The sequence below is a fragment of the Kordiimonas aestuarii genome, assembly GCF_025574465.1.
In the GTDB taxonomy this organism is placed as follows: Bacteria; Pseudomonadota; Alphaproteobacteria; order Sphingomonadales; family Kordiimonadaceae; genus Kordiimonas; species Kordiimonas aestuarii.
The window spans coordinates 1-19612 of the sequence record NZ_JAOBPP010000020.1 but is presented as its reverse complement, the minus strand read 5'-3'; the positions used below and the strand labels follow the sequence as shown (position 1 = coordinate 19612).

The following is a 19612-nucleotide window of genomic DNA, read 5'->3' as shown; positions in this document are numbered from 1 at the left end:
ACCGGGTTACTGGCGGCACCGGAATGACCGGTTCGGTATGATCATACACTCAAGCGCCTGACCACGGCGACGAAGCTGGTAAACATACCGTTCATCTCCGTCAGTGAGTGTGTCGGTAAGGTCGCTCACCTGTTCCACCCGCACACCATTGATGCCCAACAGGATATCCCCCGGGAGCAGGAACTGGTAACGCCCCGCCGGTGTACGGCGGTCCACTTCCAGCACCACAACCCCCTTGAGGAACGGATCAATCTGCAACTCGTCGTTAAAGCGCGGCGACAGGTTGCCAATTGTCACGCCCTGGAACGGGTTGCGGCCATCAAGTTTGGTTACATTTCTTTTTGGTTCTTCCGGCGGCAGGGCCAGTTTCACGGACCGTTCCTGAATGAACCCGTCGCTAAGAACCGCGAGCGTAACCTCGGCCCCGTCTTCCATCGTCGCGATACGGAAGTTGAGCCCGGGTTCGTCAATAACTTCCTTGCCGGCAACGGCCATGATCACGTCCCCGACCTTAAGGTCTGCCGTTGCGGCGGGGCTACCGGGGAAGACATTGTCCACCAGTACGCCGCCCGCGCGGTCGAGCCCAAGACTGGCGGCCAGTTCACCTGTTACGCTTTGGCCATTGACCCCAAGCCATGGCCGTACGAGCTGCCCCTCATTGAGGGCTGCGCGCAATACGGACTTGACCATATTGGCAGGAATGGCGAAGCCAATGCCGTTCGAAGCACCTGTGCGACTGTAGATCGCTGTATTGATGCCCAAAAGGTCACCGTTCATACCCACAAGGGCGCCGCCCGAGTTACCCGGATTCACTGCAGCATCTGTCTGGATGAAAAACCCAAAGTCTGAGATGCCCTGCTGCGTGCGCGCCGTGGCAGACACGATGCCCCCTGTCACGGTCTGGCCAATACCAAAAGGGTTACCGATCGCAAGCACGATATCGCCAACCAGCACGTTATCGGAGTCAGAAAGGGCAAGTGTTGGAAGCGGCTCATCCCCCACGTCGATTTGCAGGATTGCCAGGTCGGTGCGTTGATCATCCAACACAACGCGGGCGTCAAACTCCCGCCTGTCGGCTAGCACCACCTGAATTTCGTCAGCACCCTCTATCACGTGGTGGTTGGTGACGATCACGCCGTTTGGGCGCACAATAACGCCGGACCCCAACGAGCCCCTCACCCGTTCTTCCGGCATGCCAAAACTGAATTGGTCACCAAAAAAACGCTGGAACAACGGATCATCAAAAAGCGCCGACCGGCGCGATCGCACCACTTGCTTGGTGTAGATATTCACGACAGCGGGAGCGGCCTCTCGGACAATGGGAGCATATGAAAGCTGAACCTGAGCACTTGTTTGCGGTACAACACGCTCCGTTTGATAGTCCTGTGCGGACCCGGCACTGGCCAGACTTCCCACCAGTGCAATCAAAAATGAAACACGCTTCGTGATCTGGTTCATTAGCACATCAATCCTTTGTCTTCTGCCCTGCTCCGGAATGATCCGGCCCCAACGCATTCTTATAACGTGTTATGGCTGAGCGAAAGCCCGTACGCAAGAGTGTGCGACCTTCCTGCGCATGCCGGGATGGCACAGGCCTCACCAAACAACAGGGTGAAACCCTTTATGAATCAAGACTAGAACGCGAAGGACACGCCAACACTGACAACCGGATAGAATTTATAATCCGCCACATCTTCCTGAAAATCCATCCTTTCCTGTGCAAGGTCAGCCTGAAACTGCGCCATCAGGGCCGGGTCGTCGCGAAGCGGGCTGTCTGCCGGGATGTCAGCGCTCAGCGTGGCATCGGGACGACCATGATACATGACACCAAGGTCAAACAAAATCTTGATGCTGTTGTCACTGCTAACCGCATTACCCCAGCCGATCCCCGCATAAGGGGCGAATTTATTCGCTGTCACGCGACCGTTCAGTTGCCCCACATCATCAGAGGCGTATTCCGTACCACCAATATTGTATGTCTGGTTCGGCAAACTGGCCCCAACCAGTTTATTGGTATCGTAAAGCGCGCCCGCACTTAACCGAAAACCGCCGCCAAATACATGCCAGTCCAAATAGCCGCCCGCAGAAAACAGCTTGGCATCTAGATCATATTCGATATCCGACGCGGTATCATCATGGCTCAGTTTAAAGCCATAAACACCGCCGCGAAGGTTGATATTCTCGGCCAGCGGGAAAACCACTTCGCCGCCGAGCCCTTGGGTACTTGCCCGCGCGACGATTGCCACGCTGTCATCCGCTGCTGCCAAAGCAGGGAAAAACAGGGAAAGTCCAAACACACCGACAGCTTTTTTCATGGTTATCATGTCACTTCCTTCTCGATATTGGGGTAAAGTCGCACTCCAAACGCAAGAAGGGATAACAAACAACTATGGAAAAACTGCGACGCTGAAGCTCATGATGCGGCCTGAGCAACCCGCTCAAACGTCGCCATATGGTCTTCGAGGGCTTTCCGGAATGCGGGACGGGCTTCGCAACGCGCCTGATACATTTTAAGGCTCGGGAATTCTTGCAGAATATCGGTATGGCGCAAAATGCGCAGCACGGAAGCCATCAGGATATCGGCGGCGCTAAAGCGCTCCTCCAGATACTCCTTGTTGCCCATATGCCTTGAAAGTTCGGCAAGCCGTCTTTCCAGCCGGGCAAGCACAGCGGGACGGCGCTCCTTTGTCCAGTTTTCCTCTGCGTGAAAAAGGTCTATCTCCGCCAGAGCCTGCACAACCGGCTCTATCGTATTGAGCGCCGCGAACATCCATGTGGTTACACGGGCCCGGCCGCCTGTATCCGAGGGCATGAGCACCGATGAGTTCGCGGCAATATGCCGGACAATCGCCCCCGATTCAAAAAGTGTCAGGTCACCTTCCCGGTAGACCGGCACCTGTCCAAACGGCTGCATAAGACGATAGTCATCGCCGTCCTTCTCTTCCATGCCAACAACATGTTCTTCGTAAGCATGGCCAGCCTCCTCAAGAGCCCAGCGCACCCTCACGTCACGCACAAGGCCGCGCGCAAATGGCGGTACCCAGCCATAGACACTTACCGTGATCATCATCATCCCTCCCCTGAAGCGCTTTGTCGCGGCATTACTGTGCATGGCGACAAAACAACATGCGAATCACAAAAGATCGAGCGGTCACCTGTCATCCATGTTTTCAGAAAGATGCCGCGCAAGCAAAAGGCCACATTCGAGATCAAGCAGTTCACCACCATCGACAAGTTTTAAAAATGCTTCCTTATTCAGAAGGACAGGCTCTGCAATGACGCCGGTGTCCTCTTCCGGCTCTGCCACTTTGCGGCAGTTTTTCGCGAGGAAGATGTGCTTTTTTGCTGTTGAATAGGCTGTGACATAACAGGTTGTCAGATGTTCAAGCTCCGCCATATAGCCGGTTTCTTCAAGAAGTTCCCTGCGCGCGGTTTCAAGCGGCGTGTCGCCCGCATCGATCATACCGCCCGGCATGTCATAAAGCCAACGCGCTGGCCCAGGCCTGAACTGACGCACCATGAGGACCTGCCCGTCCGCGGTAATGGCGCCACAGATGGCGAATTCCGGTTCTTCCTTTATGAAATAGGCGTAATCCCGCCCCTTGTGCTCAAAGCACTTGCGTACTACCCGCAAATAGGGGTCGCTGTAAACCTCGGTGCGGCTCGTCAGCGTCACATCGTCAGTCATAAATTCCTCAAGTCATGCGGGTCGCAATCAATATACCGCTGGCCCAGTCAAGACTGGCGACGCGGATCGCCTCCCTGCGGGCCATATCGGCCACAAAGGCATCCACTGTGCCCTGGTGTCCGGACGGCCAGTTGGACTGTGGCAGCAGATCATCCACGACATACATACCGCCTGGCCTGAGGAGTGCCAATGTTTTATCAAGGTGACTGAACTTGCCCGCCCAGGTGTCGGCGAAAATAAGGTCAAACTGAGCTGGCTCCAGCGCGGCAATAAAATCCCCGGCGTCTTCCTGACAGAAGGTCACACGCGGGTCACCCTCAAGGTGGCGACGGGCGACATCCTGAAAGCGCGCGTCATTGTCGACAGTGACCAGTCGCGCATCACGCGACAGGCCCGCCAGCATCCAGGCGGTTGAAAGTCCTGTCCCCGTCCCCAGTTCAAGACAGGTACCCCCGGTCTTGCTGCCAGCCAACGCGCGCAAAAGTGACCCCACTGCAGGGTCGGAGGCCATATCGAACCCCAACGCCTTTGTCTCAACCGCGATTGCCGCCAACGTTTGGCCCAGCGTTTTCATCGCACTGCCTGGCGCATCTTCCTGCCATTTCTCAAATCTCACCATGAACCTCCGCAATATACCGGGCGTGCCCCGCCCGTGTTCTTGAAGGTCACGGTAGAAATGAAAAAGGGCGACCAAATGGCCGCCCCTTCGAATTCTGTGATGAAAACGTGGCTTACGCCGCGTCTGCCTCATCGTCCATGTCGGCGGTTGGGCCGCTGTCCTGGCCTTTGGCGTCTTCGTTACGGTCAACAAGTTCGATCACTGCCATCGGCGCGTTATCGCCGTGACGGAAACCGGCCTTGAGAACGCGGGTGTAACCACCGGCACGCTCTTTGTAACGATCAGCAAGCTCATCAAACATCTTGCTTACAATTGTTTCGTCCTGAAGACGGGCAATCGCAAGGCGACGGTTGGCAAGGCCACCTTTTTTCGCAAGCGTGATCAACTTTTCAACAACCGGGCCCAGCTCTTTTGCTTTTGGCAAGGTGGTGACGATCTGCTCGTGCTTGATAAGCGCTTGGCTGAGGTTCATGAACATAGCCTTACGGTGGCTAGCGGTCCGATTAAGTTTACGGCCGGCTTTACGGTGACGCATGGTTTTAACTCCTTGATGCCTGTCCGGCCTTGCGCCCTATCTCATACGCGTGGGCATAGTACCGGCAGGTGTCCCCGCATCCGGGGAGGTTTTTTACAAAATTGATCAAAAGCCCGCCAGCGAAACTGACGGACTTATTCTCAAACGCTTAGTAGTCTTGTTCGAGTTTCTTGGCGAGCTCTTCGATATTCTCAGGCGGCCAAGCCGGGAGTTCCATGCCAAGGCGCAGGCCCATGGACGAGAGAACTTCCTTGATCTCGTTGAGCGACTTGCGGCCGAAGTTCGGCGTGCGGAGCATTTCTGCTTCGGTTTTTTGCACAAGATCACCAATGTAGACGATGTTGTCGTTCTTGAGGCAGTTCGCGCTACGCACGGAAAGCTCAAGCTCGTCCACCTTGCGGAGAAGCTGACGGTTGAACGCTGGTTCGTCGTCGTCTTCCTGCTTGGTGGCTTCTTCCGGCTCATCGAAGTTGACGAACACGGCCAGCTGGTCCTGAAGGATACGGGCCGCGAAGGCAACAGCGTCCTCGGGCGTCACGGTGCCATCGGTTTCGATTTCCATCGTCAGTTTGTCGTAGTCAAGAACCTGTCCTTCACGGGTGTTCTCAACCTTGTAGCTGACTTTCTTAACCGGGCTGTAGAGCGCATCAACCGGGATCAGACCGATCGGAGCGTCTTCAGGACGGTTGCGGTCAGCAGGCACATAGCCTTTGCCGGATGCGACCGTCAGTTCCATGTTAAGTGTTGCGCCTTCGTCGAGGTGGCAAAGCACGAGGTCTTTGTCGAGGATATCAACGTCAGCAACTTCTGAGATCGCGCTTGCTTTTACTTCGCCCGGACCGCTTGCGGTCAGGTGAAGACGCTTCACGCTATCGCTGGTCACACGAACCGGCAGTTGCTTGATGTTGAGCACGATGTCGGTCACGTCTTCGCGTACACCCGGTACGGAAGAGAACTCGTGAAGCACGCCCTCAATATGGACGCTCGTCACAGCACCGCCCTGCAGAGAAGACAATAGCACACGACGCAAGCCGTTACCCAGCGTCATGCCATAGCCCCGCTCCAGCGGTTCAACGACGATTTTGGCCTTACGAAGCGGGTCTGCACCCGGTTCGATCGTAAGACCATTTGGTTTAATCAGTTCCTGCCAGTTTTTCTGGATCACGGTGTAACCCTCATTTTGTATGACGCTAAAAGGCGCCAAAGGATTCGCGCCAATACTCGGCGGTAACTACCCTATACTCAAGATTGCCTTAAACGCGGCGGCGTTTCGGCGGGCGGCAGCCATTGTGTGGAATCGGCGTCACATCACGAATAGACGTGATAACAAAGCCGATAGCCTGAAGCGCGCGCAGAGCGGACTCGCGACCAGCGCCAGGACCCTTCACTTCCACTTCCAATGATTTCACGCCATGATCCTGCGCTTTTTTACCTGCGTCTTCCGCAGCAACCTGTGCAGCATAAGGCGTGGATTTACGTGAGCCCTTAAAGCCCATCATGCCCGCGGACGACCAGGAAATCGCATTCCCTTGAACGTCCGTAATAGTGACCATCGTGTTGTTGAACGATGCATTTACGTGAGCAACACCATTGGTGATGTTTTTCCGCTCACGGCGCTTAACGCGACCTGTGTCTTTAGCCATCTCTAACAGACCCTAAAATATGGGGGGACCTAAACAGCCTAACCCTGATTATTTCTTCTTACCGGCGATCGCGACCGCTTTACCCTTACGGGTACGGGCGTTCGTGCTCGTGCGCTGACCGCGCGTCGGCAGTTTTGCACGGTGACGGAGACCACGATAGGTCTTGAGGTCCATCAACCGTTTGATGTTGATCGCTACTTCACGGCGGAGGTCACCCTCAACAGTGAATTCAGCATCGATCATTTCACGGATCTGAATTACTTCAGCATCCGTCAGTTCCGAAACCCGGCGTTCACGAGGGAGGCTCAGCTTGTCGCAGATTCCCTTGGCCGTCGTGTGGCCAATACCGTGAATATAGGTCAAAGCGATTTCTACTCGCTTGTTGGTCGGAATGTTAACGCCAGCAATACGCGCCACGACCGTTTCTCCTAGTTACAAAGTTCACGTCAATTGTTTTCGAATCACAAGACGTGCTGAAGCCGGGGATTATATGAGTAAACCCCGGTTCGTCAACCGCCTTATGACAGTTTTTTACGCAGCCAAAACTGCGTCTATTTGTGCAGCAACTTCACTGATGGAAGCCATACCGTCAACTTGCTGCAAAATTCCTTTTTCCGCATAGTATGGCAATACCGGCGCCGTCTGTGCGTAATATTCTTCCAAACGCTTGGCCACGGTCTCCGCATTGTCGTCCGGGCGGCGTTTAAACTCTCGACTGCCACACACGTCACACACACCGTCAACGCTCGGCTGCAGGTTGGTGTCGTGGTAGCCCTCATTACATTTGGCGCATGTATAGCGGCCAGAGATGCGGTCGACAAGGGCTTCGTCGTCCACCTTCATTTCAATCACGGCGTCGAGCTTCAAACCCTGCGCCTCAAGCATCTCATCCAGCGCTTCGGCCTGCGCCACAGTGCGCGGGAAACCATCAAGAATGAAACCGCTCTTGCAGTCATCTTCCCTAATGCGGTCACGGATTATGCCGATCACGATTTCGTCAGATACCAACTGGCCGGCAGACATTTTTTCTTTTGCAGCCTTACCCATCTCGGTTTCTGCGGCAACTGCTGCCCGCAGCATGTCGCCGGTGGAAAGCTGGACGAGGCCCTTTTGCTTTTCAAGTCGCTGGGCCTGCGTGCCCTTGCCTGCGCCTGGAGGGCCGAACAGAATGACTATCACCGGCGGCCTCCCTTCAGACGAGCTTTCTTGAGAAGGCCTTCATACTGCTGCGCCATCAGGTGCGAGTGGATCTGGCTCACAGTGTCCATTGTGACATTGACAACGATCAACAGGCTTGTCCCACCAATATAAAACGGCACCGCCGCCTGGCTCATGAGTATCTCAGGGATCACACACACCAGCGCGATATAGGCAGAGCCGATAACAGTCAGGCGTGTCAATACGTAATCTAGATATTCCGCGGTACGTTTACCTGGGCGAATACCCGGGACAAAACCACCATGCTTCTTCAGGTTCTCGGCCGTGTCCTCAGGATTGAACTGAATAGCGGTGTAAAAGAAACAGAAGAAAACGATCAGGGCAACATAAAGCGCGATATACAGCGGACGCCCCGGCGCCAATATGGCTGACACCGTGCCAAGCCACTCCGGCCCGCCACTTTGGTACATATTCACCACGGTCAGCGGCATCAAGAGGAGCGACGATGCGAAAATCGGCGGAATAACACCAGCAACGTTCAGCTTCATTGGCAGGTGTGACTTGTCGCCCTGGAACATGCGGTTGCCCTGCTGCCGTTTTGGATACTGAATGACCACCCGGCGCTGGGCGCGCTCACAGAACACGATAAAGTAAACGAGCGCCGCTGCCCCTACCAGCATGGCCAGCAGGATGACCAGTGACATTGAGCCAGCACGGTTCAGCTCAAAAGCTTGCGCCAGCGTGCCGGGTAGCTCGGCAACAATGCCAGCGAAGATGATCAACGAAATACCGTTACCGATACCGCGCTGCGTGATCTGCTCACCAAGCCACATCAGGAACATGGTCCCGCCCACAAGCGTTACCACTGTTGTAAAACGGAAGAAGAGGCCGGGGTCAACCACAACGCCCGCCTGGCCTTCAAGGCCGGTTGCAACCGCGTAGCCCTGCACGATGGTCAGGAGAACCGTGCCAAACCGGGTATACTGGTTGATCTTCTTACGACCCTGCTCACCCTCTTTTTTCCACGCCGCCAAAGTTGGGCTCATGGTGGTGAGGAGCTGCATGATGATAGAGGCCGAGATATAGGGCATGATGCCAAGCGTGATAATCGACATCCGCTGCAGCGCACCCCCTGAGAAGGTATTCACCATATCCAGGATCCCGCTCCCCATGCTCGCAAACATGTTTGCGAGGGCATCTGCGTCGATGCCGGGAAGTGGAATATAAGTGCATAGACGATACACAATAAGTGCACCGAGAGCGAACCAGATACGCTTTTTCAGTTCCTCGGCCTTACCGATGGAAGCAAAGCTAATATTGGACGCCAGTTGTTCTGCAGCGGAAGCCATATACGCCTACCTCAGCCCCTTGATCTTTTGTCGAGATTATCTCGGCCCGTTAGCTAGTTAGGCAACAGTAACTTTACCGCCAGCCTTTTCAACAGCTTCGACTGCGCCTTTTGACGCACCCGTAACCGTGATGTCGACTTTAGCAGTCAGTTCGCCTTTAGCAAGGAGACGTACGCCGTCCACAACCTTGCCAACAACGCCAGCTTCAACAAGCGTCTCGACAGTGATTGGTTTCTTGGCGTCCAGTTTCTTCGCATCAATCGCCTTTTGCAGACGGCCGATATTCAGCACCTGGAAGTCACCTTTGTTCAGGCTCTTGAAACCACGTTTCGGGAGACGGCGGTAGATTGGCATCTGGCCGCCCTCGAAACCGTGGATCGCAACGCCTGAACGTGCTTTCTGACCTTTGTGACCGGAACCGGCGGTCTTACCCTTGCCGGAACCGATACCGCGACCAACACGCGTGCGCTCTTTACGGGCGCCGTCGTTGTCACGAAGTTCGTTGATTTTCATCACTATTCTCCGATCGCGCCGGCTTAGTCTTCAACGCGCACGAGATGGTGCACCTTGTTGATCATGCCGCGAACAGCCGGGGTATCTTCCAGCTCACGCGTCTTGTTCATTTTGTTCAGCCCGAGGCCGACCAGCGTGGCACGCTGGTCTTTTACACGACGGATCGGGCTACCGATCTGTGTCACTTTAACCGTTTTTTTCTTCGCAGCCATGGGTCATTACTCCGCCGAATTTGCTTCTGCAGCGTCGTCACCTTCATCGCTGGCACCGACGACTTTAATGTCGCCACGGCGTGCTACGATGTCAGCAACTTTCTTGCCACGTTTAGCGGCGATCTGACGTGGCGAATTCTGGTTAACCAGAGCGTCGAACGTTGCGCGAACCATGTTGTATGGGTTCGAGCTACCTTGCGACTTCGTTACCACGTCCTGTACGCCAAGTGCTTCAAACACTGCGCGCATCGGACCACCTGCGATGATACCGGTACCAGCCTGAGCGGTACGGAGCAGCACCCGACCTGCGCCCCAACGGCCGCGGATATCATGGTGCAGCGTCCGGCCCTCACGGAGCGGTACGCGGATCATATTTTTCTTAGCAGCTTCTGTCGCCTTCCGGATCGCTTCCGGCACTTCACGTGCCTTGCCGTTCCCGAAGCCAACACGGCCACGTTGGTCACCGACTACTACGAGAGCAGCAAAACCAAAGCGACGACCACCTTTTACTACCTTGGCCACACGGTTGATGTGAACAAGCTTCTCAATGAGTTCGCTTTCCTCACGATTGCGTTCTGGGCGTGCCATTGGACATCCTTTTCCTTATCTTAACCTTAGAATACCAAGCCGCCTTCGCGCGCCGCGTCAGCCAGTGCTTTTACACGGCCATGGTAGAGGAACCCACCACGGTCGAACACGACATCAGCAACGCCGGCAGCTTTAGCACGCTCGGCAATCAATTTCCCAACCTTCGTTGCAGCCTCGACATTGGAGGTTGCAGCGTCACGCAGGTCCTTCTCGGCGGTGGAGGCAGCGGCAACAGTCGCGCCCTTAACATCGTCGATAATCTGCGCATAGATATGCTGGTTTGTGCGGTGAACAGAAAGACGCGGCCGCCCGACACTCTTCTTGCGAAGCTGTGTACGGTTGCGCTGACGGCGCCGTTCAAAAAGTTTGTTTTTAGCCATTCCTGCCACCCGTTACTTCTTCTTACCTTCCTTGCGGAAGATATATTCACCTTCGTACTTGATACCCTTACCTTTGTAGGGCTCAGGCTTGCGGAACTCGCGGATCTTGGCTGCTGTCTCACCGACAGCTTGTTTGTCGATGCCGGAGATAATGATCGTGGTCTGATCAGGCGTCTCAATCTTGAGACCGGCTGGGACCGGGAAATCAATATCATGGCTGTAGCCAAGTTGCAGGTTCAGCGCAGAGCCTTTCATAGCAGCGCGATAACCAACACCTGCGATCTGGAGCTTCTTGGAGTAACCGGTGGTTACACCCTCCATCAGGTTGGAAATCATCGTACGCTGCATCCCCCACATGGAGCGGGCACGCTTCGTGTCGTTTACAGGCTTCACCACGATGCCTGCTTCTTCCTGGGCAACAGTTACCTCAGGAACGAAGGACATGGCGAGTTCGCCTTTAGGGCCTTTTACCGTCAGGTCCGAACCGTTCAAGGAAACGGTCACGCCGGACGGAATAGCCACTGGCTTTTTACCGATACGGGACATGAGTTCTCCCTTTCCTTAGAATACGGTGCAGAGGATTTCGCCGCCCACATTGTTCTCACGCGCTTCTGCGTCGGAGAGAACACCTTTCGGTGTGGAGACAATCGAAATACCAAGGCCGTTGTGAACGCGTGGCAGGTCACGAACCGAGCTGTACACGCGGCGACCAGGCTTGGACACACGATTGATCGTGCGGATAACCGGTTCACCTTCGTGATACTTCAGCTCGATGGTCAGCTCAGCTTTATTAGCTTCGCCTTCGATCCGGGAATAACCGCGGATGAAACCTTCACGCTGCAAAACGTCCAGAATGCGTTGACGCGTTTTGGACGCAGGTGTGGATACAACAGTTTTGCGAGCTTGCAGACCGTTGCGGATACGGGTCAGCATATCGCCGATCGGATCAGTCATCGACATGAGCCTACCCCCTTACCAGCTTGACTTAACAACGCCCGGTATCTTGCCAGCGGAGCCAAGCTCACGCAGCCCGATACGGGACATCTTGAATTTACGATAATAACCGCGCGGACGACCAGTTACTTCGCAGCGATTGCGAAGACGCGTCTTTGCGCCGTTACGTGGCATGGCAGCAAGCTGCAACGCATACACCCAGCGCTCTTCGTCGTTCAGATCCTTGTCGTAGATCTTCGCCTTGAGCTCAGCGCGCTTCTTTGCGTATTTTGCAACAAGCTTTTCACGCCGTGCGTTCTTGTTGATGGCACTTTTCTTAGCCATGTAAAAACCCTCCTTCGGCTGCCGTTACTTTTTGAACGGCATGTCAAAACCGGCGAGAAGCGCACGCGCTTCATCATCGTTTTGAGCCGTGGTGCAGATGATGATGTCCATCCCGCGAACAGTATCGATACGATCGTAATCGATTTCGGGGAAGACGATTTGTTCCTTCAGGCCCATTGCATAGTTGCCACGACCGTCGAAAGACTTCGGGTTAACACCCTGGAAGTCACGGACACGTGGAAGTGCAATGGTGATCAGGCGATCAAGAAACTCGTACATACGCTCAGAGCGCAGTGTTACCTTCACGCCAATCGGCATGCCTTCACGCAGCTTGAAACCTGCGATCGACTTGCGGGCGTTGGTAACAACAGGCTTCTGACCGGAGATAGCAGCGATTTCTTCTACTACCTTGTCGATCTTCTTCTTGTCCTGAACGGCTTCACCAACACCAACGTTGATGACAACCTTGTCCAGTTTCGGAACCTGCATCGGGTTTTTATAGCCGAACTGTTCCTGCAAGGAAGCACGTACTTTTTCTTCGTACATTGTACGAAGGCGTGGCAGAGCCTTGGTTGCTTTAGCCATCGATCACCTCCCCGGACTTCTTCGCAAAGCGAACCTTGCGACCGTCTTCGAGTGTTTTGAAACCAACACGAGAAGGGACACTGTCTTTCGGGTCTTCAATCATCAGATTGGAGAGCTGAATAGCGGCTTCCTTCGTTTCGATACCACCAGCACTGGTCTGCGTTGGGCGGTTGTGCTTCTTGATCAGGTTCACACCCGATACAAACGCACGACCTTCAGCAGGCAGTACAGACGTGATTTCGCCGCGCTTGCCTTTGTCTTTACCGGCAACCACAACGACCTTGTCACCTTTTTTCAGTTTCGCGGCCATTTATAGTACCTCCGGTGCAAGCGAGATGATTTTCATATGCTTCTTTGCACGCAGTTCACGCACGACCGGGCCAAAAATACGCGTACCGATCGGCTCATGGTTTTTGTTTACAAGCACTGCTGCGTTGCGGTCGAAGCGGATGGCGGTGCCGTCCTGACGACGTACTTCCTTAGCAGTACGAACGATGACAGCGCGGTGCACGTCACCTTTTTTAACACGACCCCGTGGGATCGCTTCCTTTACGGAGACGACGATGATGTCGCCTACCCCGGCAGTTTTGCGCTTGGAACCACCAAGCACTTTAATGCACTGCACCCTCTTGGCCCCGGAGTTGTCGGCCACGTCGAGGTTGGTTTGCATCTGAATCATGGGTTACACCCTTTGTTATTGCCGACGAATAGCAAGAAGGTGAGGCCTAAGCCTCACCGCCAACTACGCGCCAGGTCTTCAGTTTAGAAATAGGACGACATTCCTCAATGCGGACTGTCTCCCCAACCTGAATAGTGTTGCTCTCATCGTGAGCGTGGTACTTCTTAGAGCGCCGAATAATTTTGTCAAGCAAAGGATGCTTGATCCGACGTTCAACTTTAACAACAACGGTTTTGTCGCCCTTGTTGCTGACTACTGTACCTTGCAGAATACGCTTTGGCATGGGTCTACTCCTTACGCCTCAGCCGATTGGCTCAGGATCGTTTTGATCCGCGCTACATCACGGCGGATCTCACGAACGCGAGCCGTGTTTTCCAGTTGGCCAGACGCTGCCTGAAAACGCAGGTTGAACTGCTCTTTCTTCAGGCTTTCGAGCTCTTGACGGAGCTCGTCTTGCGACTTGGCACGAAGATCAGCTGCCTTCATTTTAGTTCTCCGTTAGCTCTTAATGCATCCGTTGCACGATGCGAGTTTGAACAGCAAGCTTTGCAGCTGCACGTTCGAACGCACCACGCGCCAGTTCTTCATTAACACCATCGATCTCAAACATGATGCGGCCAGGTTTTACCTTGCACACCCAACGATCGACAGAGCCTTTACCTTTACCCATCCGGACCTCGGCAGGTTTCGCCGTTACTGGAACATCCGGGAAAATCCGGATCCAGACTTTGCCTGACCGCTTCATGTGGCGGTTCATAGCACGACGGGCTGCCTCGATTTGACGAGCCGTTACACGGCCTGGTGCGGTCGCTTTGAGACCGAACTGGCCGAAGTTCAGATCGGTTCCGCCCTTGGCATTGCCATGGATACGGCCTTTGTGGGCCTTACGGAACTTTGTACGTTTCGGTTGCAACATTGTCTGTCGCTCCTATCACTTTCCGTCCGGCCTAACGGCGGGACGGGCCACCTTGGCTTTGAACTTCGTTTGCACGGCGTTCATGAGCCATTGGGTCGTGTTCCATGATCTCGCCTTTGAACACCCAAACCTTGATGCCGCAAATACCGTATGCGGTCAGGGCTTCGGAGACACCATAGTCGATGTCTGCGCGCAGGGTATGCAGCGGCACGCGGCCTTCGCGGTACCATTCGGTCCGTGCGATCTCAGCGCCACCAAGACGGCCTGCGCAGTTGATCCGGATACCACCGGCACCAAGACGAATGGCGCTTTGCACCGCACGCTTCATTGCACGGCGGAACGCAACACGACGCTCCAGCTGTTGTGCGATATTGTCGGCGATAAGCTTCGCGTCGATTTCCGGCTTACGGACTTCAACAATGTTCAGGCTTACGTCGGAGCTCGTGAAATTCGCGATCTTACGACGAAGCTTTTCAATGTCGGCGCCTTTTTTGCCGATGATCACACCCGGACGAGCCGAGTAGATGGTCACGCGACATTTTTTTGCCGGACGTTCGATGATCACTTTGGAGATACCGGCTTGCGACAGCTCCTTCATCACGAACTTGCGGATTTTCAGGTCTTCATGCAACAGGTTGCCGTAATCTTCGCCTTCGGCATACCAGCGCGAGTCCCAGGTGCGGTTTACACCCAGGCGCAGACCAACGGGACTAACTTTCTGACCCATTATGCAGTCTCCTCTACTTCGCGCACAACGATGCGCAGACGGCTGAACGGCTTCACGATTTTGCCAACACGACCGCGAGCGCGGGCGCGGAAGCGCTTCATCACGAGTGCCTTGCCCACGGTTGCTTCCGCAACTACGAGGCTATCCACGTCCAGATTGTGATTGTTTTCTGCGTTTGCGATTGCAGACTGCAGAACTTTCTTCACGTCGATTGCAGTGCGGCGGCGGTTGAAGCTCAGGCTGGCCAGAGCTTTCTCCACTTTCATACCGCGAATGCTAGCAGCCACCAGGTTAAGCTTCTGGGGCGAGCCGCGAAGCATGGTAGCGGTAGCTACAGCTTCGTTATCCGCCAAACGGCGTTTTGCAGATTGCTTACCCACAGTTACTTCCTCTTCGCTTTTTTGTCGGCGGCGTGACCGTAGTAGGTCCGTGTCGGCGCGAATTCACCGAGCTTGTGACCAACCATGTCTTCCGTCACGTAAACGGGAATGAACTTTTGCCCATTGTAGACATTGAAGGTCAGCCCAACGAAATTCGGCAGAATGGTCGAACGACGTGACCATGTCTGAATGATTGCCGAAGTTTTACCGCTTTCCATAGCCGCTTCCACCTTCTTGAGAAGGTGCATGTCAACGAAAGGGCCTTTCCATACAGAGCGTGCCATATTCAGGACTCCTTAGCGTTTCTTGCGCTCGTGGCGCGACCGGATGATAAGCTTGTCGGTACCTTTGTTGGACCGAGTCTTCTTACCTTTGGTAGGCTTACCCCATGGCGTCACAGGATGACGACCACCGGAGGTACGACCTTCACCACCACCGTGCGGGTGATCGACAGGGTTCATGGCAACGCCACGAACGCTTGGACGACGACCGAGCCAGCGGTTCCGGCCCGCTTTAGCGAGCTTGATGTTTTGGTTATCTGGGTTGGATACAGCACCGACCGTCGCGACACACTCGCCGCGAACAAGGCGAACTTCACCGGAAGACAGACGAAGCTGCGCGTAACCGCGGTCACGACCGATCAACTGGGCGTATGCACCAGCGGAACGTGCCATCTGACCACCCTTACCGGCCTTCATCTCCACATTGTGGATGATGGTACCGATAGGCATGTTAGCGAGCGGCATTACGTTGCCTGGCTTCACATCTACTTTTTCGCCTGCAATCACGGTATCGCCAGGAGCGAGACGCTGTGGTGCAAGGATGTAAGCCAGTTCACCGTCTTCATATTTGATTAGCGCAATGAATGCGGTCCGGTTCGGATCGTACTCGAGTCGTTCCACGGTTGCGGCAACGTCCCATTTCGTGCGTTTGAAGTCGATTACCCGGTAGGTACGCTTATGACCACCACCACGACGACGCGAGGTGATACGGCCATGGTTGTTGCGGCCACCGGACTTGGTGAGACCTTCGGTCAGCGCTTTTACTGGCTTGCCCTTGTGCAGACCTTCACGGTCAACAAGAACGAGGCCACGCTGGGCCGGGGTCACCGGTTTATATTGCTTGAGTGCCATCGGTTAAACCCCCGTCGTCACGTCAATGCTGTTACCTTCGACAAGTGTAACGATCGCTTTTTTGTACTCGGCACGTTTGCCGACTACACCGCGGAACCGTTTCACTTTGCCTTCCTGGCGCAGCGTGTTGACTTTCTTCACTTTCACGTCGAAGAGTGCCTCGACAGCCGCTTTGATTTCCGGCTTCGTGGCATCGATCGCTACTTTGAAGGTTACCTGGTTATTTTCAGAGCCGAGTGTTGCCTTCTCGGTAATCACGGGGCTCTGGATCACGTCAAAATGTCTGATCGCGGTCATTTGAGCCTCTCCTCGAGTTTTGCAACAGCAGCTTTGGTCAGAACCAGCGTGTCGCGACGGAGAATGTCGTACACGTTAGCACCTTGGCTTGGCAGCACATCAACGTTGGGGATGTTCGAGACAGCACGCTTGAAGTTTTCATTCACTTCAGCACCATCAACGAAGAGCGCGTTAGCAAGGCCGAGCTTCTCGAGCTTTGCAGACAATTCCTTCGTTTTGCCGTCTTTCAGTTCCGCAACATCAACAATGATCAGCTTGCCATCAGCCGCTTTGGCGGACAGAGCAGATTTCAAGCCAAGCTTGCGTACTTTCTTCGGCAGGTCGAAACCGTGATCGCGCGGGATCGGGCCAAAAGCACGACCACCACCGATAAAGATGTTCGAACGACGGTCGCCGTGACGTGCGCCACCACCACCTTTTTGTTTGCCGAACTTCTTGCCAGTACGCGCGATCTCGGAACGGAACTTCACAGCGTGAGTTCCAGCCCGGCGCTTTGCGAGCTGCCAGTTTACCACACGGTGCAGGATGTCTGCACGTGCGGTTACGCCGAAGATGGCATCATCGAGATCGATGTCACCAGCCTTTTTGGCGTCAAGTGTAAGGACGTCGGTCTTCATGACGCTTATTCCTCGTTAGCTTCTGCAGGCGCATCAGCTGCTTCAGCCGGAGCTTCAGCTGGCGCTTCTGCTTGCGCAGGGGCGCGGAACGCTGCCGGCATCGGCAAACCTTCCGGAGCGGCTTTCTTCGCAGCGTCAGAGATCAGTACCCAGCTTTCTTTCGAACCAGGGATACCACCCTTGACGAGGATGAGGCCATCTTCAACCCGCGTTTCAATGATTTCAACGCTTTGGACAGTCTTGCGAACGTCACCAAGGTGACCAGCCATCTTCTTGCCCTTGAACACGCGGCCTGGGTCTTGACACTGACCCGTGGAACCGTGCGAACGGTGGGAGATGGATACGCCGTGCGATGCACGCAGACCACCGAAGTTGTGACGCTTCATTGCACCCGCAAAACCTTTACCCTTCGACGTGCCAACAACGTCAACACGCTGGCCTACGAGGAAGTGATCTGCGGTCAGCTCTGCGCCGACTTCAACAAGCGCGTCCTCGGCAACACGGAATTCAGCTACTTTTGCCTTCGGCTCTACCTGAGCTTTAGCGAAGTGGCCGCGTTGTGCCTTGGAAACGTTTTTTACTTTACGGGCACCGGCACCAAGTTGCAGAGCCGTGTAACCGTCTTTTTCATTTGTGCGCTGCGCAACAACCTGACAGCCGTCGAGCTGCAGAACCGTTACGGGCACGTGGTGACCGGCGTCATTGAAGATGCGGGTCATACCGAGTTTTTTTGCAATCAAACCTGTACGCATGGGTCTTATCCTTGCAGTTTGATTTCAACGTCAACACCAGCAGCGAGGTCGAGCTTCATCAGCGCGTCCACGGTCTGTGGGGTTGGGTCAACAATGTCGAGCAAGCGTTTGTGAGTACGCATTTCGAATTGCTCGCGGGACTTCTTGTCAATGTGGGGACCACGAAGAACCGTGAACTTTTCGATCCTGGTCGGCAGCGGAATAGGACCGCGCACCAGAGCGCCCGTACGCTTAGCCGTGCTGGCGATTTCACCGGTAGCTTGGTCAAGCACGCGGTGGTCAAAAGCCTTCAGGCGGATGCGAATATTTTGCGCTTCCATTGATCTTACACCTTAAAAGCGGCGCCGGGGTTACCGGCGCCTTGTTACTATTAATCGAGGATTTTGGCCACGACGCCAGCGCCGACGGTACGACCGCCTTCGCGGATAGCGAAGCGGAGGCCCTCGTCCATGGCGATCGGTGCGATCAGCTCAACGGTCAGGTTCACGTTATCGCCAGGCATAACCATCTCGGTGCCCTCTGGCAGCTCAACCGTCCCCGTAACGTCGGTCGTACGGAAGTAGAACTGCGGACGATAGTTCGCGAAGAACGGCGTGTGACGGCCACCTTCCTCTTTGGTGAGGATGTAGGTCTCTGCCGTGAACTTCGTGTGCGGCGTGATCGTGCCAACGTGTGCCAGAACCTGGCCACGCTCAACGTCATCACGGCCAACACCACGCAGCAGCGCACCAATGTTGTCGCCTGCCTGGCCCTGGTCCAGAAGCTTGCGGAACATCTCAACGCCCGTAACCGTCGTCTTCGTCGTGTCCTTGATGCCGACGATCGCTACTTCTTCGCCAACCTTAACAACACCGCGCTCAACACGACCGGTAACAACCGTACCACGACCAGAGATCGAGAACACATCCTCAACAGGCATCAGGAACGCACCGTCAATCGCACGCTCAGGCTGCGGGATATACTCGTCAACCGCTTTCATCAGCTCGAGGATCTTCTCTTTGCCAATGGTGTCGTCACGACCTTCAAGAGCTGCAAGCGCAGAACCCGCAACGATCGGAATGTCGTCGCCCGGGAATTCATATTCGCTCAGAAGCTCGCGGATTTCCATCTCAACAAGCTCGAGAAGCTCTTCGTCATCAACCTGGTCAACCTTGTTCATGAAAACAACAAGCGCTGGAACACCAACCTGACGCGCAAGCAGAATGTGCTCGCGGGTCTGAGGCATCGGGCCGTCCGCTGCGTTCACTACCAGAATAGCGCCGTCCATCTGCGCCGCACCCGTGATCATGTTCTTCACATAGTCAGCGTGGCCAGGGCAGTCAACGTGAGCATAGTGACGGGCTTCCGTCTCATACTCTACGTGCGCTGTCGAAATCGTAATACCACGCTCGCGCTCCTCAGGGGCCTTGTCAATGTTCGCGAAGTCTACTGCTTCACCATGACCTGCCTCTGCGAGAACTTTCGTGATCGCCGCCGTCAGCGTCGTCTTACCATGGTCAACGTGACCAATCGTACCAACGTTGCAGTGCGGCTTGTTCCGTTCAAATTTTGCTTTTGCCATTG

33 protein-coding genes are annotated in these 19612 nt (G+C 55.0%); all 33 read right to left on the bottom strand.

Annotated elements, in window-relative coordinates:
• Positions 1-6: 6 nt before the first annotated feature.
• The gene (locus OEU85_RS09415; RefSeq protein WP_262691220.1) at positions 7-1458 is read right to left on the bottom strand and encodes a Do family serine endopeptidase; all 1452 of its coding nucleotides are present in this window, start codon (positions 1456-1458) and stop codon (positions 7-9) included.
• A gap of 176 nt (positions 1459-1634) precedes the next feature.
• Complete coding sequence (locus tag OEU85_RS09410) at positions 1635-2324, bottom strand: hypothetical protein (RefSeq protein ID WP_262691219.1); 690 nt, start codon at positions 2322-2324, stop codon at positions 1635-1637.
• 89 nt (positions 2325-2413) lie between these two features.
• Positions 2414-3067 carry a glutathione S-transferase family protein gene (locus OEU85_RS09405; RefSeq protein ID WP_394805409.1) on the bottom strand — a complete coding sequence of 218 codons (654 nt, stop codon included), beginning with the start codon at positions 3065-3067 and terminating at the stop codon, positions 2414-2416.
• 84 nt (positions 3068-3151) lie between these two features.
• On the bottom strand, positions 3152-3688 hold the full coding sequence (locus OEU85_RS09400; RefSeq protein ID WP_262691217.1) for an NUDIX hydrolase: 537 nt from the start codon (positions 3686-3688) through the stop codon (positions 3152-3154).
• Between the two features lie 7 nt (positions 3689-3695).
• Complete coding sequence (locus OEU85_RS09395) at positions 3696-4307, bottom strand: O-methyltransferase (RefSeq protein WP_262691216.1); 612 nt, start codon at positions 4305-4307, stop codon at positions 3696-3698.
• Between the two features lie 112 nt (positions 4308-4419).
• Positions 4420-4842, bottom strand: a complete 423-nt coding sequence (gene rplQ, locus OEU85_RS09390; protein ID WP_262691215.1) for a 50S ribosomal protein L17 — start codon at positions 4840-4842, stop codon at positions 4420-4422.
• A gap of 148 nt (positions 4843-4990) precedes the next feature.
• Positions 4991-6007 (bottom strand): DNA-directed RNA polymerase subunit alpha, encoded by a 1017-nt coding sequence (locus tag OEU85_RS09385; RefSeq protein WP_394805407.1) that lies wholly within the window; start codon positions 6005-6007, stop codon positions 4991-4993.
• An 88-nt stretch (positions 6008-6095) separates the two neighbouring features.
• The gene (gene rpsK / locus OEU85_RS09380; RefSeq protein WP_262691214.1) at positions 6096-6485 is read right to left on the bottom strand and encodes a 30S ribosomal protein S11; all 390 of its coding nucleotides are present in this window, start codon (positions 6483-6485) and stop codon (positions 6096-6098) included.
• 48 nt (positions 6486-6533) lie between these two features.
• Complete coding sequence (gene rpsM / locus OEU85_RS09375) at positions 6534-6902, bottom strand: 30S ribosomal protein S13 (RefSeq protein ID WP_262691213.1); 369 nt, start codon at positions 6900-6902, stop codon at positions 6534-6536.
• A gap of 114 nt (positions 6903-7016) precedes the next feature.
• Positions 7017-7664: an adenylate kinase gene (locus OEU85_RS09370; RefSeq protein ID WP_262691212.1), complete on the bottom strand. Its 648-nt coding sequence runs from the start codon at positions 7662-7664 to the stop codon at positions 7017-7019.
• On the bottom strand, positions 7661-8992 hold the full coding sequence (gene secY, locus OEU85_RS09365) for a preprotein translocase subunit SecY (RefSeq protein WP_262691211.1): 1332 nt from the start codon (positions 8990-8992) through the stop codon (positions 7661-7663). The genes OEU85_RS09370 and secY overlap by 4 nt, the downstream gene beginning before the upstream one ends.
• A gap of 57 nt (positions 8993-9049) precedes the next feature.
• Positions 9050-9505 (bottom strand): 50S ribosomal protein L15, encoded by a 456-nt coding sequence (rplO, locus tag OEU85_RS09360; protein ID WP_262691210.1) that lies wholly within the window; start codon positions 9503-9505, stop codon positions 9050-9052.
• A 23-nt stretch (positions 9506-9528) separates the two neighbouring features.
• Positions 9529-9717, bottom strand: a complete 189-nt coding sequence (rpmD, locus tag OEU85_RS09355; RefSeq protein WP_020401290.1) for a 50S ribosomal protein L30 — start codon at positions 9715-9717, stop codon at positions 9529-9531.
• Between the two features lie 6 nt (positions 9718-9723).
• Positions 9724-10305, bottom strand: a complete 582-nt coding sequence (gene rpsE, locus OEU85_RS09350) for a 30S ribosomal protein S5 (RefSeq protein ID WP_262691209.1) — start codon at positions 10303-10305, stop codon at positions 9724-9726.
• 26 nt (positions 10306-10331) lie between these two features.
• Positions 10332-10685, bottom strand: a complete 354-nt coding sequence (rplR, locus tag OEU85_RS09345) for a 50S ribosomal protein L18 (protein ID WP_262691208.1) — start codon at positions 10683-10685, stop codon at positions 10332-10334.
• Between the two features lie 12 nt (positions 10686-10697).
• The gene (rplF, locus tag OEU85_RS09340) at positions 10698-11231 is read right to left on the bottom strand and encodes a 50S ribosomal protein L6 (protein ID WP_262691207.1); all 534 of its coding nucleotides are present in this window, start codon (positions 11229-11231) and stop codon (positions 10698-10700) included.
• Between the two features lie 15 nt (positions 11232-11246).
• On the bottom strand, positions 11247-11645 hold the full coding sequence (rpsH, locus tag OEU85_RS09335; RefSeq protein ID WP_262691206.1) for a 30S ribosomal protein S8: 399 nt from the start codon (positions 11643-11645) through the stop codon (positions 11247-11249).
• Between the two features lie 12 nt (positions 11646-11657).
• Complete coding sequence (gene rpsN / locus OEU85_RS09330; protein WP_262691205.1) at positions 11658-11963, bottom strand: 30S ribosomal protein S14; 306 nt, start codon at positions 11961-11963, stop codon at positions 11658-11660.
• A gap of 24 nt (positions 11964-11987) precedes the next feature.
• Positions 11988-12548, bottom strand: a complete 561-nt coding sequence (gene rplE / locus OEU85_RS09325) for a 50S ribosomal protein L5 (RefSeq protein WP_262691204.1) — start codon at positions 12546-12548, stop codon at positions 11988-11990.
• Positions 12541-12858 carry a 50S ribosomal protein L24 gene (gene rplX / locus OEU85_RS09320; protein ID WP_262691203.1) on the bottom strand — a complete coding sequence of 106 codons (318 nt, stop codon included), beginning with the start codon at positions 12856-12858 and terminating at the stop codon, positions 12541-12543. The genes rplE and rplX overlap by 8 nt, the downstream gene beginning before the upstream one ends.
• Positions 12859-13227, bottom strand: a complete 369-nt coding sequence (gene rplN / locus OEU85_RS09315) for a 50S ribosomal protein L14 (RefSeq protein ID WP_262691201.1) — start codon at positions 13225-13227, stop codon at positions 12859-12861.
• Positions 13228-13273: 46 nt separating this feature from the next.
• A complete protein-coding gene (gene rpsQ, locus OEU85_RS09310; protein ID WP_262691200.1) occupies positions 13274-13510 on the bottom strand; it encodes a 30S ribosomal protein S17 in 237 nt (78 codons plus the stop codon).
• A gap of 11 nt (positions 13511-13521) precedes the next feature.
• A complete protein-coding gene (gene rpmC / locus OEU85_RS09305; protein WP_262691199.1) occupies positions 13522-13713 on the bottom strand; it encodes a 50S ribosomal protein L29 in 192 nt (63 codons plus the stop codon).
• A gap of 19 nt (positions 13714-13732) precedes the next feature.
• A complete protein-coding gene (rplP, locus tag OEU85_RS09300) occupies positions 13733-14143 on the bottom strand; it encodes a 50S ribosomal protein L16 (RefSeq protein WP_262691198.1) in 411 nt (136 codons plus the stop codon).
• Positions 14144-14174: 31 nt separating this feature from the next.
• Entirely contained in the window at positions 14175-14870 is a 696-nt protein-coding gene (gene rpsC, locus OEU85_RS09295) for a 30S ribosomal protein S3 (RefSeq protein ID WP_262691197.1), read from the bottom strand.
• Positions 14870-15250 (bottom strand): 50S ribosomal protein L22, encoded by a 381-nt coding sequence (gene rplV / locus OEU85_RS09290; RefSeq protein WP_317277422.1) that lies wholly within the window; start codon positions 15248-15250, stop codon positions 14870-14872. The genes rpsC and rplV overlap by 1 nt, the downstream gene beginning before the upstream one ends.
• Before the next feature lie 2 nt (positions 15251-15252).
• Positions 15253-15534, bottom strand: coding sequence for a 30S ribosomal protein S19 (gene rpsS, locus OEU85_RS09285; protein WP_262691196.1), 282 nt, complete (start codon positions 15532-15534; stop codon positions 15253-15255).
• A gap of 12 nt (positions 15535-15546) precedes the next feature.
• Positions 15547-16383 (bottom strand): 50S ribosomal protein L2, encoded by an 837-nt coding sequence (rplB, locus tag OEU85_RS09280; RefSeq protein ID WP_262691195.1) that lies wholly within the window; start codon positions 16381-16383, stop codon positions 15547-15549.
• A 3-nt stretch (positions 16384-16386) separates the two neighbouring features.
• On the bottom strand, positions 16387-16680 hold the full coding sequence (locus OEU85_RS09275; RefSeq protein ID WP_262691194.1) for a 50S ribosomal protein L23: 294 nt from the start codon (positions 16678-16680) through the stop codon (positions 16387-16389).
• On the bottom strand, positions 16677-17297 hold the full coding sequence (rplD, locus tag OEU85_RS09270) for a 50S ribosomal protein L4 (RefSeq protein ID WP_262691193.1): 621 nt from the start codon (positions 17295-17297) through the stop codon (positions 16677-16679). The genes OEU85_RS09275 and rplD overlap by 4 nt, the downstream gene beginning before the upstream one ends.
• A gap of 5 nt (positions 17298-17302) precedes the next feature.
• The gene (gene rplC, locus OEU85_RS09265; protein WP_317277421.1) at positions 17303-18049 is read right to left on the bottom strand and encodes a 50S ribosomal protein L3; all 747 of its coding nucleotides are present in this window, start codon (positions 18047-18049) and stop codon (positions 17303-17305) included.
• A 5-nt stretch (positions 18050-18054) separates the two neighbouring features.
• On the bottom strand, positions 18055-18369 hold the full coding sequence (gene rpsJ, locus OEU85_RS09260) for a 30S ribosomal protein S10 (RefSeq protein ID WP_020401309.1): 315 nt from the start codon (positions 18367-18369) through the stop codon (positions 18055-18057).
• 50 nt (positions 18370-18419) lie between these two features.
• On the bottom strand, positions 18420-19610 hold the full coding sequence (tuf, locus tag OEU85_RS09255) for an elongation factor Tu (RefSeq protein ID WP_262689420.1): 1191 nt from the start codon (positions 19608-19610) through the stop codon (positions 18420-18422).
• Between the last annotated feature and the right edge of the window lie 2 nt (positions 19611-19612).

Excerpts from the sequence above, each read along its gene's own strand:
- OEU85_RS09415 (WP_262691220.1), bottom strand. The coding sequence starts at position 1,458 with ATGAACCAGATCACGAAGCGTGTTTCATTTTTGATTGCACTGGTGGGA.
- OEU85_RS09410 (WP_262691219.1), bottom strand. The coding sequence starts at position 2,324 with ATGATAACCATGAAAAAAGCTGTCGGTGTGTTTGGACTTTCCCTGTTT.
- OEU85_RS09405 (WP_394805409.1), bottom strand. The coding sequence starts at position 3,067 with ATGATCACGGTAAGTGTCTATGGCTGGGTACCGCCATTTGCGCGCGGC.
- OEU85_RS09400 (WP_262691217.1), bottom strand. The coding sequence starts at position 3,688 with ATGACTGACGATGTGACGCTGACGAGCCGCACCGAGGTTTACAGCGAC.
- OEU85_RS09395 (WP_262691216.1), bottom strand. The coding sequence starts at position 4,307 with ATGGTGAGATTTGAGAAATGGCAGGAAGATGCGCCAGGCAGTGCGATG.
- rplQ (WP_262691215.1), bottom strand. The coding sequence starts at position 4,842 with ATGCGTCACCGTAAAGCCGGCCGTAAACTTAATCGGACCGCTAGCCAC.
- rpsK (WP_262691214.1), bottom strand. The coding sequence starts at position 6,485 with ATGGCTAAAGACACAGGTCGCGTTAAGCGCCGTGAGCGGAAAAACATC.
- secY (WP_262691211.1), bottom strand. The coding sequence starts at position 8,992 with ATGGCTTCCGCTGCAGAACAACTGGCGTCCAATATTAGCTTTGCTTCC.
- rplO (WP_262691210.1), bottom strand. The coding sequence starts at position 9,505 with ATGAAAATCAACGAACTTCGTGACAACGACGGCGCCCGTAAAGAGCGC.
- rpmD (WP_020401290.1), bottom strand. The coding sequence starts at position 9,717 with ATGGCTGCGAAGAAAAAAACGGTTAAAGTGACACAGATCGGTAGCCCG.
- rpsE (WP_262691209.1), bottom strand. The coding sequence starts at position 10,305 with ATGGCACGCCCAGAACGCAATCGTGAGGAAAGCGAACTCATTGAGAAG.
- rplR (WP_262691208.1), bottom strand. The coding sequence starts at position 10,685 with ATGGCTAAAAACAAACTTTTTGAACGGCGCCGTCAGCGCAACCGTACA.
- rplF (WP_262691207.1), bottom strand. The coding sequence starts at position 11,231 with ATGTCCCGTATCGGTAAAAAGCCAGTGGCTATTCCGTCCGGCGTGACC.
- rpsH (WP_262691206.1), bottom strand. The coding sequence starts at position 11,645 with ATGTCGATGACTGATCCGATCGGCGATATGCTGACCCGTATCCGCAAC.
- rpsN (WP_262691205.1), bottom strand. The coding sequence starts at position 11,963 with ATGGCTAAGAAAAGTGCCATCAACAAGAACGCACGGCGTGAAAAGCTT.
- rplE (WP_262691204.1), bottom strand. The coding sequence starts at position 12,548 with ATGGCTAAAGCAACCAAGGCTCTGCCACGCCTTCGTACAATGTACGAA.
- rplX (WP_262691203.1), bottom strand. The coding sequence starts at position 12,858 with ATGGCCGCGAAACTGAAAAAAGGTGACAAGGTCGTTGTGGTTGCCGGT.
- rplN (WP_262691201.1), bottom strand. The coding sequence starts at position 13,227 with ATGATTCAGATGCAAACCAACCTCGACGTGGCCGACAACTCCGGGGCC.
- rpsQ (WP_262691200.1), bottom strand. The coding sequence starts at position 13,510 with ATGCCAAAGCGTATTCTGCAAGGTACAGTAGTCAGCAACAAGGGCGAC.
- rpmC (WP_262691199.1), bottom strand. The coding sequence starts at position 13,713 with ATGAAGGCAGCTGATCTTCGTGCCAAGTCGCAAGACGAGCTCCGTCAA.
- rplP (WP_262691198.1), bottom strand. The coding sequence starts at position 14,143 with ATGTTGCAACCGAAACGTACAAAGTTCCGTAAGGCCCACAAAGGCCGT.
- rpsC (WP_262691197.1), bottom strand. The coding sequence starts at position 14,870 with ATGGGTCAGAAAGTTAGTCCCGTTGGTCTGCGCCTGGGTGTAAACCGC.
- rpsS (WP_262691196.1), bottom strand. The coding sequence starts at position 15,534 with ATGGCACGCTCTGTATGGAAAGGCCCTTTCGTTGACATGCACCTTCTC.
- rplB (WP_262691195.1), bottom strand. The coding sequence starts at position 16,383 with ATGGCACTCAAGCAATATAAACCGGTGACCCCGGCCCAGCGTGGCCTC.
- OEU85_RS09275 (WP_262691194.1), bottom strand. The coding sequence starts at position 16,680 with ATGACCGCGATCAGACATTTTGACGTGATCCAGAGCCCCGTGATTACC.
- rplD (WP_262691193.1), bottom strand. The coding sequence starts at position 17,297 with ATGAAGACCGACGTCCTTACACTTGACGCCAAAAAGGCTGGTGACATC.
- rplC (WP_317277421.1), bottom strand. The coding sequence starts at position 18,049 with ATGCGTACAGGTTTGATTGCAAAAAAACTCGGTATGACCCGCATCTTC.
- rpsJ (WP_020401309.1), bottom strand. The coding sequence starts at position 18,369 with ATGGAAGCGCAAAATATTCGCATCCGCCTGAAGGCTTTTGACCACCGC.
- tuf (WP_262689420.1), bottom strand. The coding sequence starts at position 19,610 with ATGGCAAAAGCAAAATTTGAACGGAACAAGCCGCACTGCAACGTTGGT.